At 44.3% G+C, this 14366-nt stretch carries 15 protein-coding genes; 3 read left to right on the plus strand and 12 right to left on the minus strand.

The window, feature by feature from the left end; all coding sequences use genetic code 11:
- Positions 1 to 24 precede the first annotated feature (24 nt).
- Together AM279_RS02065 and AM279_RS02070 are read right to left on the minus strand one after the other, a co-directional pair.
- A complete protein-coding gene (locus AM279_RS02065) occupies positions 25 to 1035 on the minus strand; it encodes a glycosyltransferase family 2 protein (RefSeq protein ID WP_054406009.1) in 1011 nt (336 codons plus the stop codon).
- Complete coding sequence (locus AM279_RS02070; protein WP_054406010.1) at positions 1032 to 1484, minus strand: type I restriction enzyme HsdR N-terminal domain-containing protein; 453 nt, start codon at positions 1482 to 1484, stop codon at positions 1032 to 1034. Before AM279_RS02070 ends, AM279_RS02065 begins: the two co-directional genes overlap by 4 nt.
- Positions 1485 to 1528: 44 nt before the next feature.
- Here AM279_RS02070 and holA point away from each other — a divergent pair, with 44 nt between their 5' ends.
- Positions 1529 to 2533, plus strand: a complete 1005-nt coding sequence (holA, locus tag AM279_RS02075) for a DNA polymerase III subunit delta (protein ID WP_054406011.1) — start codon at positions 1529 to 1531, stop codon at positions 2531 to 2533.
- On the opposite strand, the gene AM279_RS02080 is transcribed toward holA, so the two are convergent.
- The 8 genes from AM279_RS02080 to truA form a co-directional block, all read right to left on the minus strand.
- Positions 2530 to 2901: a VOC family protein gene (locus AM279_RS02080; RefSeq protein ID WP_054406012.1), complete on the minus strand. Its 372-nt coding sequence runs from the start codon at positions 2899 to 2901 to the stop codon at positions 2530 to 2532. The two genes, holA and AM279_RS02080, sit on opposite strands and share 4 nt — an antisense overlap.
- Position 2902: 1 nt before the next feature.
- Entirely contained in the window at positions 2903 to 4441 is a 1539-nt protein-coding gene (locus AM279_RS02085; protein WP_054406013.1) for a serine hydrolase, read from the minus strand.
- A gap of 35 nt (positions 4442 to 4476) precedes the next feature.
- Positions 4477 to 5172 (minus strand): hypothetical protein, encoded by a 696-nt coding sequence (locus AM279_RS02090; RefSeq protein WP_054406014.1) that lies wholly within the window; start codon positions 5170 to 5172, stop codon positions 4477 to 4479.
- 339 nt (positions 5173 to 5511) lie between these two features.
- Positions 5512 to 6900: a dihydrolipoyl dehydrogenase gene (lpdA, locus tag AM279_RS02095; RefSeq protein WP_054406015.1), complete on the minus strand. Its 1389-nt coding sequence runs from the start codon at positions 6898 to 6900 to the stop codon at positions 5512 to 5514.
- Positions 6901 to 7193: 293 nt separating this feature from the next.
- Positions 7194 to 7775, minus strand: coding sequence for a Fic/DOC family protein (locus tag AM279_RS02100; protein ID WP_054406016.1), 582 nt, complete (start codon positions 7773 to 7775; stop codon positions 7194 to 7196).
- Between the two features lie 7 nt (positions 7776 to 7782).
- A complete protein-coding gene (locus AM279_RS02105; RefSeq protein ID WP_054406017.1) occupies positions 7783 to 8061 on the minus strand; it encodes a hypothetical protein in 279 nt (92 codons plus the stop codon).
- Between the two features lie 387 nt (positions 8062 to 8448).
- Positions 8449 to 10221: an ABC transporter ATP-binding protein gene (locus tag AM279_RS02110; RefSeq protein WP_054406018.1), complete on the minus strand. Its 1773-nt coding sequence runs from the start codon at positions 10219 to 10221 to the stop codon at positions 8449 to 8451.
- An 8-nt stretch (positions 10222 to 10229) separates the two neighbouring features.
- Positions 10230 to 10964, minus strand: coding sequence for a tRNA pseudouridine(38-40) synthase TruA (gene truA / locus AM279_RS02115; protein ID WP_054406019.1), 735 nt, complete (start codon positions 10962 to 10964; stop codon positions 10230 to 10232).
- Between the two features lie 102 nt (positions 10965 to 11066).
- On the opposite strand from truA, the gene AM279_RS02120 reads away from it, so the two are divergent.
- Entirely contained in the window at positions 11067 to 11564 is a 498-nt protein-coding gene (locus tag AM279_RS02120; protein WP_054406020.1) for a metallophosphoesterase family protein, read from the plus strand.
- Positions 11565 to 11645: 81 nt separating this feature from the next.
- On the opposite strand, the gene AM279_RS02125 is transcribed toward AM279_RS02120, so the two are convergent.
- On the minus strand, positions 11646 to 12284 hold the full coding sequence (locus AM279_RS02125) for a DUF4159 domain-containing protein (RefSeq protein WP_054406021.1): 639 nt from the start codon (positions 12282 to 12284) through the stop codon (positions 11646 to 11648).
- 47 nt (positions 12285 to 12331) lie between these two features.
- Positions 12332 to 12883: a DUF1697 domain-containing protein gene (locus AM279_RS02130; protein ID WP_054406022.1), complete on the minus strand. Its 552-nt coding sequence runs from the start codon at positions 12881 to 12883 to the stop codon at positions 12332 to 12334.
- Positions 12884 to 12951: 68 nt separating this feature from the next.
- On the opposite strand from AM279_RS02130, the gene rlmD reads away from it, so the two are divergent.
- Positions 12952 to 14364, plus strand: coding sequence for a 23S rRNA (uracil(1939)-C(5))-methyltransferase RlmD (gene rlmD, locus AM279_RS02135; protein ID WP_054406023.1), 1413 nt, complete (start codon positions 12952 to 12954; stop codon positions 14362 to 14364).
- The last annotated feature ends 2 nt before the right edge of the window (positions 14365 to 14366 follow it).

Below are 14366 nucleotides of genomic sequence, written 5' to 3' on the forward strand. Positions count from 1 at the left end.
TAATCTCAAAAATAGTAACGCTTACTACGATAAACTATTGTTAAATTGTGAATCAAACACCTTGCCATTTTTAACAAAATATTTATAAACGATGCTCTTTGTCTTGTAGTAATTCTCGTATTTATTTGACTTTCTTGTGTTTAGAAAATGAAAAAATCTTAAATAAAAGTTAAAATGCGCTTTTAGCACCGCCCATAAGAGAGCAGGTTTTCCCTGTAATAAAAACCTGACACCTGCCACACCGTCTAAGCACATACGTATGAATAGTACGGGCAGCATTTTGTGCGCTGGCAGGTTTTTTATCATCATCCACAACGAGTTACGGAAGTTTAGGTAGGTTTTCTTAGGGTTTTGGCTGTCGAGGGTAGCACCGCCCACGTGATATACCACTGACTTGTAGCAAAAACGCGCTTTATAGTTATGGTTAAACGCACGCCAGCACAGGTCTATCTCTTCCTGGTGGGCAAAAAAGTCCTGGTCAAAGCCACCAAGTTCGCGGTACACATTTTTACGGATAAAGAAACACGCCCCTGATGCCCAGAATATCTCGGTTTCGTCGTTATACTGGCCGTTGTCCTGCTCTACGGTATCCATAATACGGCCGCGGCAAAACGGAAAGCCATACTTATCTATAAACCCACCGGCAGCACCGGCATATTCAAAATGGGTTTTGTTTTTGAAATCCAGTAGTTTGGGTTGTATAATGGCTGTTTCGGGGTCGCGTTCAAACAAATCTAAAACAGGTGCCAGCCAGCCTTCGGTAACTTCTACATCGCTGTTAAGCAGGCAGTACAATTCCTCCTCAACTCCCTCAAGTGCCAGGTTGTAGCCTTTGGCATAGCCATAATTGCCTGTGTTTTGAATAATTTTTACATCAGGATAGTTGGCTTTTACAAATGCAATTGAATCATCGGTACTGGCGTTATCGGCTACATAAACAGTAGCTTCCGGCGAATATTTTGTTACAGATGGCAGGAACTGCTCCAGCAGCGCGCGCCCGTTCCAGTTGAGTATTACTACGGCTATAGTGTTCATACAGAGGGGGTATAGTGTGGCACGTCGGGCAAAAAGATGTATTTTTCGGCCTCGTGGTCCATCTGGCAAAAATAGTGGTTAAGGCCGTTGGTTACCATAAGGTGTGTGGCATTGAGGGTCATGTTGTAGCGGGCAATCTGGTCGAACGTTATTTGCGATATGGGCACGCCGGGCGCCTTGCACTCTACAATAAGGTATATGCTGCCATCGGGGCGGAAAACCACTACATCATAGCGCTTGTTCATGCCATTGATTTTCACAATCTTCTCTACATTTACGTGCGATTTGGGAAACTTTTTTTCATCGAGCAAAAAGCGTACTACATGCTGGCGCACCCATTCTTCGGGTGTAAGGATGATAAATTTTTTACGGATGTCGTCAAAAATGGCTATTTTATTTTCACTATTTTTGAAACGGAATGTATACTCCGGAAAATTGAGCTTTTGCATGGCGCAAAGGTATTATTTTTAGCCAATAAACTACAAGCACTACTGTGGACGACGTTACCCGAATTGTAAACGATATTAAGCAGGGCAATATTAAGCCCCTTTACTTTTTTATGGGCGAAGAGCCTTATTATATTGACAAGCTTACCGATTTTATTGAGGAAAACGTGCTTACCGAAGACGAAAAGGGCTTTAACCAGATGGTGCTGTATGGCAAAGATGTGAGTATAGACGAGGTGGTGAGCAATGCCAAGCGATATCCCATGATGGCCGAGCGCCAGGTGGTTATTGTTAAGGAAGCCCAGGAATTGAGCCGCACCATAGAAAAGCTTGAAAAATATGCCGAAAACCCGCAGCCCACAACGGTTTTGGTTTTTGCCTACAAGTATAAAACGCTTGATAAGCGCAAGAAGGTAACCAAGCTGATGGACAAGCACGGGGTGGTTTTTGAAAGTAAAAAGCTGTATGAAAACCAGGTGGCCGACTGGATAAAGCGTGTGCTTAGCGGAAAAGGCTATGGCATAGAACCAAAGGCTGCCGCCATGCTGGTAGAGTTTTTAGGCAACGATCTGAGCCGTATTAGTAATGAGCTTGATAAGCTGGCCATTATACTGCCGCAGGGCAGTACTATAACGCCAAAAGCCATTGAAGACAACATAGGCATCAGCAAGGATTATAATGTGTTTGAGCTGCGCAAGGCCATTGGCGAACGCGACCAGCTTAAGGCATACAAAATAGCCGACTACTTTGCCAATAACCCTAAAGACAACCCGCTGGTAATGACGGTGGGGCTTGTGTTTGGGTTTTTCTCGCAGTTATTAATGTACCATGGGTTAAAAGATAAAAGCCCCGGTAATGCGGCTAAAATGCTTAAGGTTAACCCTTACTTTTTAAAGGATTATGATATTGCCCTGCGTAACTATCCCATGAAAAAGGTAAGCGCTGTGGTAGCCGCCCTGCGCGATATTGATGTGAAAAGCAAGGGGGTAGGGGCCGGCAATATACCCCAGCATGACCTGCTAAAAGAAATGCTGGTCAAAATTTTTAATTAATCGCCAATAAGTATTTTGTAGCCGTTGCAGTCGCGCACAATAAACTCGCGGCTGCCGTAAGGGCGCAACTGTATTTCCTGCACAATATTGGCACCGCTGGCTTTTAGCTCATTATAAAAGGCATCAATTTCAGGTACCCAAAGTATAAAATCAGTAGTAGACGGGCGGTGGTGTTCGTTGGTTGTAAAATCACCGGCCTTAGCAAAATGTATTTGCAGGCCGTCGCGCTGCACCATGGCATATACGGGCGGGGTTACGGCATAGCCTATAATGGTAAAACCCAGTACATCGCGGTAATACTCGGCTGTCTGAACCACATCGGGCACTAATAACTGCGGCGCAATGCCTATGGCGGTGGGTTTTTGCATACTACTTCGCTACACGCTTAAAGTCAAGGTCCTGGAAGTCGAAACTGAAATCTATGTTTGGCGATATGCCTTTCATTGTAAGGCCGTTTGCTTTTCCTTCTTCATCAAGGCTGAAAATGGCAAAGGCATCGGCAGGCATATCCTGGAATTCCCATTTAATGGCAAAGCTATTACCCTTGTAAAACTGCATTGGGCCGTTTAGTTTGGGCGAACGATGGCTCTTGAACCACAACTGTTTCCCTTTCATAAACACCTCTACCTTACCAAACCATTTGTCCTGGTAAATGCCTATATAATCGGCTGTATTGATTTTAACTTTGGCGTTGTCCTTTACGGTTTTCCAAACCTTATCAGTAACCGCATCGCCCTGGGCAGACTGTTGTTTAAGGGCGGTTTCCATCATGCCGGTCCAGTCCATTTTTTCAAGGCCCAGGTAACCGTCCATAATACTGCGCGTAAGGGCTGTAAATACACCGCCACCGCCTTCAGATGTATTGGTAAGTACCACTACACCAAAATTAAGGTCGGGTATCAGGAGGGTTTCACTCAGCATACCCGGAAGGCCGCCGGTGTGGGTAACCACAAGGTTGCCGTTAATATCGCTCAGCATCCAGCCCAAGCCATAGCCCCCAAAGTGGTTGCTGTAGCGCCCGCCGCCATAACCCGCCTCCATAACGGTATGCGTTGTCCAGGTTTTAAGGTGGTTGTCTTCGCTTATAAGCTGCCTGCCATTATACTTGCCGTGGTTAAGCTGCAGGAGCATCCACTGACCCAGGTCGTTTACATTGGCATAAATGCCGCCTGCAGCACCGTTAACCATTTCGTCCCAGTTTTGCAGTTCGTTAAGTTTGCCCTTAACATCGGCATGTGGGGAGGCCAGGGTGCTTTTGTCTTTTATTTGCGAGAAGCCCGTGTAAGAGCTTTCCATGCCAATGGGCTGCAATATACGCTGCTGTACAAACGCTTCCCAGGTTTGGCCGGTAACGCGGTGTATAACCTCGCCTGCCACCATGTAGAGCAGGTTGTCATAATCAAACTGGGTTCGGAAAGCCGATGTAGGCTCAAAATACTGGAATGCCGTAACGAGGTCGGTAACCGTAAAATCACTTCCGTTAGGGAAGAACATCAGGTCTCCCGCACCAAGGCCCAGGCCGCTGCGGTGGGTAAGGAGGTCTTCTATGGTAAAATTCTGTGTAACATATTCGTTATACATCTTAAACTCAGGGATGTATTTTACCACCTTGTCTTTCCAGTTAATTTTGCCCTCATCTGCCAGTATGCCCAGCGCCACGCAGGTAAACGCCTTACTGTTAGAGGCTATGGCAAAGTTAGTATGCTCTGTAACCGGTATTTTTGTTGAGATGGACTGCACGCCATAACCCTTGCTGTGGATGATTTTACCATCTTTAACCACGGCCACGGCACATCCGGCAACGTTAAAACGCTTAAGGGCATTGTTAGCCAGGCTGTCTATCTGGGTTGAAGTAAGCTGTGCAAATGCCACATTGCCAAGCAATAGCAGCGACAGTAGTTTTTTCATAACGTGTTTTTATTGGTAGTGCAAGTTTAGGCAAATTAACGCATCCAGCCTTCGGTACGGTATATTTTTTCGACAAGCTTCCGTTCTTTACCGCCGTGTGCAGGCAGGTACCACAGTTCGAAGCGGGCAGCATAGTACTGGCCCCAGTCGCCTTCGTAAATGGTAAAATATTCAGGTAGGGAGTAGAGTGCAGGTGCACCGGTATCTTCAATTTCTATTATTGACCTGTGTTTTACTCTTTCTGCCGAAAGCGGGGTGTTTTGTGTAACCTCATACGCCTTGAGGTACAGCATGCCTTTTTTTAGGTTGGTTACGGTAGCTGTGTAGGTATATATGCCGGGCTGCATACCGTTGTATATTTCGAAGCCTGTAGTTGCCAAAGGCTTTTCAGATATAGTATCTTTTGGGATATTCAGTTCAATATTATCGGGTATGGTAAGGCCTTCGGCAAAATTATCATACGGATAAAACATAACATGGAAGCTAAGGAAAAGCAGGCCTGCAAAGCCTATTCCGGCTGAAATGATAATTTGAAGCAGGCCTTGTATAGTTTGCCCTTTAAAAAGCCTTACAACGCCTATGATGCCACTTGCTATAACTGCCATGGCCGGAAGACCCATACTGATGTAAAAACTTGTGCTGTAGGGAATGCCCAGGGTAAGTCTACATATAGCGCAAATAAGCATTACTATTAGTATTTGTATGTACCATTTGGTAAGGTAAAATTTCATAGAGGAGGATTTTTGTGTAAATATAAAAAATCCGCCCCTGATTTAGGGACGGATTATGGTATTTGTGTTTGTGGTTTATTTTAGTACCCCGGACGTTGTCCGGGGCTATGGAACGTCAAACCCTTTCAGGGTAGGTTGTAGTTCGATGGCTTATGTTTAGACAAGCTCAGCATGACAGAAAGATTGCTTCGTCGTTCCTCCTCGCACCCGAGGCAAAGCCGAATTGACGAAGTAATGACGGGGAGTGAAAAACAGAGATTCTTCGACTCCGCTGCGCTTCGCTCAGAATGATAAACGCTGCAAACTGCTATCTGCCACCTGAATACTGACCACTGATTACTATATATGTATCACCTCGTCATACGCAGCGGCGGCGGCTTCCATAATGGCCTCGCTCATGGTAGGGTGCGGGTGTACCGACTTGATGATTTCGTGGCCGGTGGTTTCAAGCCTGCGGGCTACAACAGCTTCGGCAATCATATCGGTAACGCCGGCGCCTATCATGTGGCAGCCCAGCCATTCGCCGTACTTAGCGTCGAATATTACTTTTACAAAACCGTCTGAAGCGCCTGAAGCTTTTGCCTTGCCTGAAGCCGAGAACGGGAATTTACCCACCTTGATTTCATAGCCTTTTTCTTTAGCTGCTTTTTCGGTAAGGCCAACAGAAGCAATTTCAGGGGTAGCATAGGTACAGCCCGGTATGTTGCCATAATCAAGCGGCTCTACGTGCAGGCCTGCGATTTTCTCCACACACAGGATACCTTCAGCCGATGCCACGTGGGCAAGCGCCTGGCCCGGAACGATATCGCCAATGGCATAGTAGCCCGGTATGTTGGTCTGGTAGTATTTGTTTACAAGTACCTTGTCGCGGTCGGTAGCAATACCCACCTCTTCAAGGCCTATGTTTTCTATGTTAGACTTGATGCCTACTGCCGAAAGCAGGATGTCGGCCTCAAGAATTTCTTCGCCTTTAGCCGTTTTAACGGTAGCTTTTACGCCGTTGCCCGATGTATCAACTTTCTCAACCGATGAGTTGGTCATTACATCGATACCTGCTTTTTTAAGCGAACGCTCAAATTGCTTCGATACATCCTCATCTTCAACAGGTACTACAGTTGGCATAAACTCAACAATAGTCACTTTTGTGCCCATAGAGTTGTAGAAGTGTGCAAACTCAACGCCTATAGCGCCAGAGCCTACTACAATCATGCTTTTAGGCTGCTCAGGCAGTACCATAGCCTGGCGGTAGCCTATAACTTTTTTACCGTCCTGTGGCAGGTTAGGCAGTTCGCGGCTGCGTGCACCTGTGGCGATAATGATATGGTCTGCACTAAGTTCGCTTACTTTACCATCGGCATCAGTAACTTCAACTTTTTTGCCCGGCTTTACTTTGCCGTAACCGTTTATAACCTCGATTTTGTTCTTTTTCATTAGGAACTGCACGCCTTTGCTCATGCCATCGGCAACCGAGCGGCTGCGTTGCACCACAGCGCTAAAGTCTTTATCAAACTCTTTTACGGTAAGGCCGTAATCTGAAGCATGCTTAAGGTAATCAAACACCTGCGCGCTTTTTAGCAGCGCCTTTGTAGGGATACAGCCCCAGTTTAGGCATATGCCGCCAAGGTTTTCTTTTTCAACAATGGCTACTTTAAAGCCCAACTGCGACGCCCTTATGGCAGTTACATAACCGCCGGGGCCGCTGCCCAGAACAATAATATCGTATTTCATTTGTTTGTGAATTTCTCGTTAAAATTTCGCGATACGAAAATAGTGATTATTTTGGGAATGGGGAAATGCGGGAGATTGAAATTTAGAGGTGTATTGTTTTTCAATAATTTAGTATATTTGTGAGATAAAAGGAATCTATGACTTTTCTTGAGAAATATCCGCAACTTAAAAATAAGGCTATGCTTAAACAGATGATAGCCCGGTCTACCTATGCTACTATGGCACTTGAAGGACAGGAAGTTTCAAAGGAAAAGATTGATGCTATAGTTGAGAGGCTGATTGAGACTGAATAGTTATAATATTCTTAACTCATTATCTACAAGGTTGTTTAATTCTTTAAAATCACCTATATCTGCTTGTTTAAGTGCATTGATATAAACCGTTCTCGATTCACCGTCCCGGCTATAAAAATCTAAAGGATAATACCCTAACTTTAATGCTACAAGATTCATTAAAATACGGCCAAGCCTGCCATTTCCATTATTAAAGGGATGTATTATAACAAACTGGTAGTGTGCAAACACAATACAATCTATATGGTCCTGCCTGCTTTTTACAATATTAATTTTGTAATTGAGGTTATCAAGAAACTGATACATTAAGTTTGGTATGCGATGAGGCTCAGGTAACTGTAACTGCCCGGCCTGAACGCTGATTTTACGCCATTTTCCTGCCCAGCCATACAAGACCTGAAATGCTGCTTTGTGTAGTTCGAGGATAGTGTCAACTGTTATATTAGCCAGGATATCTATTTCAAACATCCTGATTTCTGCCTTGGCAATACCTTCAGCTTCAATTTCGTTAATCTTTGAAATATCGGTTATACCTAACAGATTTTCTTCAGGGCCCGAAGTATAGTTTGTATTGTTATCCATTTCGACTTTATATTTTTTTACGCCTCAACTTCATAAAAGCATACAGAATCCCGGTATGTATAACAATATTGATTACCATAAGGGTAAGGCCAAACCATGTAGGACTGGTATAAAAAGGCCAAGTAGGGTTTATGAGACTAAGGGGCAGGGCAAGGAGCACGTTTAATAAGTGCCCGATGGATTCGGCAAATTTGGGTACTATTTCCTGCGTGAGGAACAGCCCAAGCATACCGAGTAGCAATTCAACAATCAACAATATGGCGAAAAGCCTTAAATAGGTTTTCATTGGTTAGGCGTATAAAAAAATTATGCCTCGAAAATAAGTATAATTTTTCGGCCTTTAAAATCATGTAGAATTACAAATAAAACGTTAAAAAACTTGCTCACATCAAATTCACGATATATCGTGAATTTTTTTTAGCGACGAAAACGCAAAGCACTAACAAACAGAAACTTAACGAAAAAGCATTTTTTTGCTTCATAAATCATATAATTGGAAATCCTATCCGACAACAAAACCATGTCAAAACACACTACCTTCTTTTACAACCAAACTTTTTATGGCTTTTTGATGCTGCTTTTTAAACGTAATTTCAAACTCCAAAAGTGAAATATTAAGCACTTTTTGGGTTTGAGTGTAGTTCATTCTGACGTCAAAAATCTGAAATTAGGATTACTCTTCAGCTTCCACCGCAAATTGCGAGTAATAAAGGTTTTTGTAGTAGCCTTCGCTGCGGTTAATCAGTTCGTAATGAGTGCCTTCCTCTACAATTTTGCCTTTATCCATCACGATAATCTTGTCGGCATTGACAATCGTAGCCAGCCTGTGCGCAATTACAATTGAGGTGCGCCCCTGGGTTACGGCGTCGGTTGCATTGCGTATAAGTTCCTCACTATGAGTATCTATAGATGATGTAGCCTCGTCTAAAATCAGTATGGCAGGGTTGCTAACATAAGCCCTCAGGAAGGCTATGAGCTGCCTTTGCCCGCTACTGAGCATTACGCCACGCTCCTTAACATTGTAGTCGTACCCTTCCGGCAGGCTCATGATAAAGTCGTGTACGCCAATGGCTTGCGCGGCTTTTATAACCTGCTCACGGCTTATTTGCGGGTTATTAAGGGTAATGTTGTTGAGTATGGTATCTGCAAACAAAAACACATCCTGAAGCACCACAGCAATCTGGCGGCGCAGGCTGTCGAGTGTAAAGTGGTCAATATCAGTATTATCTATGGTGATAGTGCCGCTGTCAATCTCATAAAAACGGTTCAGCAGGTTGATAATTGTACTTTTACCGGCACCTGTTGCACCTACTATGGCTACGGTTTGCCCGGCCTCTACCTTAAGGGTAATCCCTTTTATAACTTCCTCATTTTCAATATAACTGAAGCGTACATCGTTAAAATACAGGTCGCCTTTAAAATGCCATGCTTCCTGGGTGCCCTGTTGCTGTATATTCTGTTCTAAATCAAGTACTTCAAACACACGGTCGCTTGCCACGATGCCCATTTGCATCTCGTTGAATTTATCGGCAATTTGTCGTAACGGGTTGAATAACATAGGGATATACATCAGGTAGCCTATCAGGTCGCCCGGTGTGGTAAAGTTATCATGGGCCACAATGCTCATACCTCCGTACCATATTACAAACCCGAGGGTTACGGCCGAGACGATATCGGCAATAGGGAAGAACACCGAGTTGTACAGGATGTTCTTTTTCCAGGCATCGTTATGTTTTTGGTTTATTTTTTTAAAGTTCTCATATTCAATATCTTCACGGTTAAAAAGCTGTACGATTTTCATACCGGTAAGGCGCTCCTGAACAAAAGTATTGAGGTTGGCCACCTGGGCGCGTACCTCTACAAAGGCTACCTTCATTTTCTTCTGGAAGATGCGGGTGGCAATAACTAAAAACGGCATGGCAAGCATTACAACCACTGTCAGTTTCCAGTTGATCCAGAACATAAACCCTAAGATTACCAGCATTTTAAGTATGTCTGATACTATCATGAACAAACCCTGGCTGAATATTTTGGCAATGGACTCAATATCAAAAACGGTGCGGGTAACAAGGCGTCCAACTGCCTCGTTATCAAAGAATTTCATCCTGAAACTGCTTATGTGGGCAAAGAGTTTCTCTCGGATATCCTTTACAATATCCTGCCCAAGCCAGTTGGCCCAGTACACAAAATAGAACTGTGCGGCAACTTCAAGTATTAGTGCCACAGTCATTACTATAATGTAGGTAATGAGGCCGTTATAGTCTTTGTGTTCAAGTGTTTTATCTACCACATCGCCGGCATACATGGGGCGCAGGGCGGCAAATAATGAGAGGGCAAGGGCAAAAAGTACAACCCACACAAAGCGTGAGCGGTAGGGTTTTGCAAACTGCATCACTTTTTTGAGTGATGATATATTCTTATTCTTAGGGGTGTCTTTGGCTTTCATAACGAGCCTCAAAGATACGGATATTTTACCTTAGTAAGGTACAATCCGTGTGCCGGAACCGAGAAACCTGCGGCACTACGGTCGCGGCTTTCTATTATCTGCCTGAAATCGTGCAGGTTAATTTTGCCAAGCCCCACATTTACAAGTGTACCCACAATGGCGCGCACCATGTTGCGCAAAAAACGGTCGGCCGTAACGGTAAATACAAGGCGGGTGCCGTTTTGCTGCCAGTAGGCTTCGGTAACCTTGCAGTTAAAGGTTTTTACATCGGTGTGGGTTTTGCTAAAGCATTTAAAATCAATATATTCAAAAAGTATTTTAGCGGCTTCGTTCATTTTATCCACATCCAGCGGGTGAAAGTTATACCAGCTGCCTTCGGTTACAAAAGCATCCTTAAAGGTATGGATATGATACTCATAAGTTCGGCTGGTGGCGTCAAAACGGGCATGAGCTTCGTCGTGCAACTGAATGAAACGGTACACCACAATATCCTTTGGCAAAAAGGCATTGAGGCGTTTGGTGAGGATGTCACTGTCTATAACATCTTCATAATCAAAGTGTGCAAACATCTGGGTGGCGTGCACGCCGGTATCGGTACGGCCTGCGCCTACAACGTCTATCTCTTTGCGTAGCAGGATAGAAAGCGCCTTGTTAAGCGTTTCCTGAACTGACGGGCTGTGGGGCTGGTACTGCCAACCGCAGTATTCCTTACCGTTATAAGCAAATTCTATGAAGTATCTCATGGGGGCAAAGATACTGTGTTTGTTTCAGGTTTAAAGTTTAAAGTTTCAGGTTCAGGGCGCAAAACTTTGTAACTTTGCTGCTCTGCAACTTTGAAGCTTAAAATGACAAAAATCCTGCTGCTTAGCGATACCCATAGCCATATAGACGATACCATACTTAAATATGTAAACCTGGCCGACGAAGTGTGGCATGCGGGCGATATTGGCGACCTTAGCGTTACTGATGCTATAAAGAAAATTAAGCCGTTACGCGCTGTATACGGCAATATTGATGATGCTAAGGCGCGCCTGGAGTTTCCGTTAAATAACAGGTTTATGTGCGAAGGGGTAGAGGTGCTGATAACCCATATAGGCGGTTATCCCGGAAAATATAGCCCGTCTATCCGCCAGGAACTGATGCTGAACCCTCCTAAACTATTCATTTGTGGGCACAGCCATATACTCAAGGTGATGCCTGATAATAAGTTGGGATTGTTGCACATGAACCCCGGGGCGGCGGGTATGCACGGCTTTCAGCAGGTGCGCACCATGCTGCGGTTTGAAATAGACGGTGATAAAATTCAGAACCTTGAAGTGGTGGAAATGCCGAAGAAGGTTTGATGTTTATTTTAAATTTTGAATGATTAATTTTAAATTACACAAAAACCAAATTAACTCATTAACAAATAACCAAATAACCCGTTAGTTGTTGAAGGCGTAATTCAGTATGTTAGCTCCCATTTTTAGGGCTTTTGTGCGTACTTCAAGTGGGTCATTGTGTACTTCGGCGTCTTCCCAGCCGTCGCCAAGGTCGGTTTCAAGGGTGTAGAGCAGTACTAACCTGCCCTCTACAAAAATACCCCAGGCCTGTGGTGCTTTGTTATCGTGCTCGTGTATTTTTGGCAATCCCTGTGGGAAACTAAAAGGCCCTTTAAAAATCTCATGGCTTGCAGGAACCAATGCTAACTCCTTATCTGGGAATATCTTTTTTATCTCACGGCGAATATACTGGTCCATGCCATAATTATCGTCAATATGCAAAAAACCGCCCGATGTAAGGTAGTTGCGCAGGTTGGTAATGTCATTATCGCTAAACACCACATTGCCGTGGCCCGTCATGTGCACAAAGGCATAGCTAAACAAATCAGCACTACCGGCCTCAACGGTAGATGTTTTGGCTGTTATTTTGGTATTGATGTTCTGGTTGCAAAATTTAGCCAGGTTGGGCAGCGATGTGGGGTTGCCATACCAGTCGCCGCCGCCGCTGTATTTAAGCACGGCAATTTCCTGTGCAGCAAGCAAGGCGGGGGTAAGTAAGAGTATAGAGAGCAGTTTTTTCATAGCAAATATCTGTTGTAAAGATATAAAACAAACGGAAACACGGTGGCTTAATTGCCTTTTAGCATTTCCAGCAGTTTCAGGGTGGTGTTCCAGTTGCGTGTTGTAGATTTCAGCCCCAGCTTACCTTCTATAAACGAATTGCTGAATTTTGAGTCAGCCGCGCTTTGCGAAAGCTTAAGGTACAGTATATTATCTACGGTTTTAAACTCATCATCGCTGCGGTTGTATTTTTTAAGCTGGTCGTTGCCCTGTGGTGTGGCATCGCCGCTAAGGAATGCTACAAAATATTTCTTTACACCGCTTGGTTCGGGCTCCGGGCCTGTAAACGGGTTATTGTCAACGGCTTTTTGCAGTTCGGTTTCATCCAGTATAAAGTTAAAAACGTCGTGGCCATATTCTTTGTACAGCAGGGTTTCTATATCGCGTTTTAGCTTGGCTTTATCAGTTTCGTCTTTCTCAAAAACCACATTACCGCTTTGTATGTAGGTCTGCACGTTTTGGTAACCCTCTGCCGTCATTAGCTTTTTAAGGTGGTCCATCTTGATAATGTTGTGGCCGCTAACGTTTACGGCCCTGAATAACGCAAGGTATTTTGGCATACTTGTGTAGATTGATGATAAATTACAAATTTATTTAAATTCTGTGACCAATAACGTATTTTTGCCGCATGGGAAAAAGAAAAACAGACAAAATTGTCTTTACTAATGTTGATGTGCTTGATGCCGGTGCAAAAGGCGTGAGTGTTGCCAAGGCGCCGGACGGCAAGGTAATTTTTATTCCGAATGTAGTGCCGGGCGATGTGGTTGATGTGCAGACGTTTAAAAAGCGTAAGGCCTATTATGAAGGTAAAGCCGTGCATTTTCATGAATACAGCGCCGACAGGGTTATACCGCAGTGCCAGCATTTTGGTGCATGTGGCGGCTGCAAATGGCAAAATATGCTGTATGAAAAGCAGCTGTATTATAAAAACCGTGAGGTATTTAACCACCTTAAGCGCATTGGTAAGGTAGAATTGCCTGAATTTGAGCCTATAAAAGGCAGCGATAAGCAGTTTTACTACCGCAACAAAATGGAGTTTTCTTTTAGTAATGCCCGTTGGATAACAGAGGAAGAATCTGCTTCAGGCGAAGAAATAGACAACCGCAATGCGCTGGGTTTCCACATACCGCGCATGTGGGATAAAATTCTTGACATTACCCATTGCCACCTTCAGGGCGACCCAAGCAACATGATTCGTAATGCGGTGAGGGATTTTGCCAATGAGCACAACCTGGAGTTTTTTAACCCGCGCGAACACAGCGGCCTGCTGCGCACGCTTATGATTCGCAATACCAGTATTGGTGAGCTGATGGTGCTTATCCAGTTCTTTGATAATAATAAAGAACAGCGCGAAATGCTGCTGGATTTCCTTATGGAGAAATTCCCGGGTATTACATCGCTGCAATATGTGGTAAACCAAAAGGCTAATGACACGCTGTATGACCAGAATATAAAGCTGTATAAAGGGCGCGACTATATTCTGGAAGAGATGGAAGGCCTTACCTTTAAGATTAATGCCAAGTCTTTTTACCAGACAAACAGCGAACAGGCCTATGAACTGTACAGTATAACACGCGATTTTGCAGGGCTAACCGGCAACGAGCTGGTGTATGACCTGTATACCGGTACCGGCACTATTGCCCAGTTTGTATCGCGCAAAGCAAAAAAAGTGGTAGGGGTAGAGGCAGTGCCCGAGGCTATTGCCGATGCAAAGGAAAACGCCAAACGCAATAATATTGACAATTGCGAGTTTTTTGTTGGGGATATGAAGGATGTGTTTAACGCTGAATTCATTAATACCCACGGCCACCCGGATGTTATTATAACCGACCCTCCGCGCGATGGTATGCATAAAGATGTAGTAGAGCAAATACTGCGCATTGCCCCTGAAAAGGTAGTGTATGTAAGCTGTAACAGCGCTACACAGGCGCGCGACCTGGCCCTTATGGACGAAATGTATAAAGTAACCCGTGTGCGCCCGGTAGATATGTTTCCGCAAACGCACCACGTGGAAAATGTTGTACTTTTAGAGAAACGATAAAA

Source organism: Flavobacterium akiainvivens (genome assembly GCF_001278115.1).
GTDB classification, from domain to species: Bacteria; Bacteroidota; Bacteroidia; order Flavobacteriales; family Flavobacteriaceae; genus Flavobacterium; species Flavobacterium akiainvivens.

Coding starts and splice junctions, on each gene's coding strand:
- AM279_RS02065 (WP_054406009.1), bottom strand. CDS start 1,035: ATGAACACTATAGCCGTAGTAATACTCAACTGGAACGGGCGCGCGCTG.
- AM279_RS02070 (WP_054406010.1), bottom strand. CDS start 1,484: ATGCAAAAGCTCAATTTTCCGGAGTATACATTCCGTTTCAAAAATAGT.
- AM279_RS02080 (WP_054406012.1), bottom strand. CDS start 2,901: ATGCAAAAACCCACCGCCATAGGCATTGCGCCGCAGTTATTAGTGCCC.
- AM279_RS02085 (WP_054406013.1), bottom strand. CDS start 4,441: ATGAAAAAACTACTGTCGCTGCTATTGCTTGGCAATGTGGCATTTGCA.
- AM279_RS02090 (WP_054406014.1), bottom strand. CDS start 5,172: ATGAAATTTTACCTTACCAAATGGTACATACAAATACTAATAGTAATG.
- lpdA (WP_054406015.1), bottom strand. CDS start 6,900: ATGAAATACGATATTATTGTTCTGGGCAGCGGCCCCGGCGGTTATGTA.
- AM279_RS02100 (WP_054406016.1), bottom strand. CDS start 7,775: ATGGATAACAATACAAACTATACTTCGGGCCCTGAAGAAAATCTGTTA.
- AM279_RS02105 (WP_054406017.1), bottom strand. CDS start 8,061: ATGAAAACCTATTTAAGGCTTTTCGCCATATTGTTGATTGTTGAATTG.
- AM279_RS02110 (WP_054406018.1), bottom strand. CDS start 10,221: ATGAAAGCCAAAGACACCCCTAAGAATAAGAATATATCATCACTCAAA.
- truA (WP_054406019.1), bottom strand. CDS start 10,964: ATGAGATACTTCATAGAATTTGCTTATAACGGTAAGGAATACTGCGGT.
- AM279_RS02120 (WP_054406020.1), top strand. CDS start 11,067: ATGACAAAAATCCTGCTGCTTAGCGATACCCATAGCCATATAGACGAT.
- AM279_RS02125 (WP_054406021.1), bottom strand. CDS start 12,284: ATGAAAAAACTGCTCTCTATACTCTTACTTACCCCCGCCTTGCTTGCT.
- AM279_RS02130 (WP_054406022.1), bottom strand. CDS start 12,883: ATGCCAAAATACCTTGCGTTATTCAGGGCCGTAAACGTTAGCGGCCAC.
- rlmD (WP_054406023.1), top strand. CDS start 12,952: ATGGGAAAAAGAAAAACAGACAAAATTGTCTTTACTAATGTTGATGTG.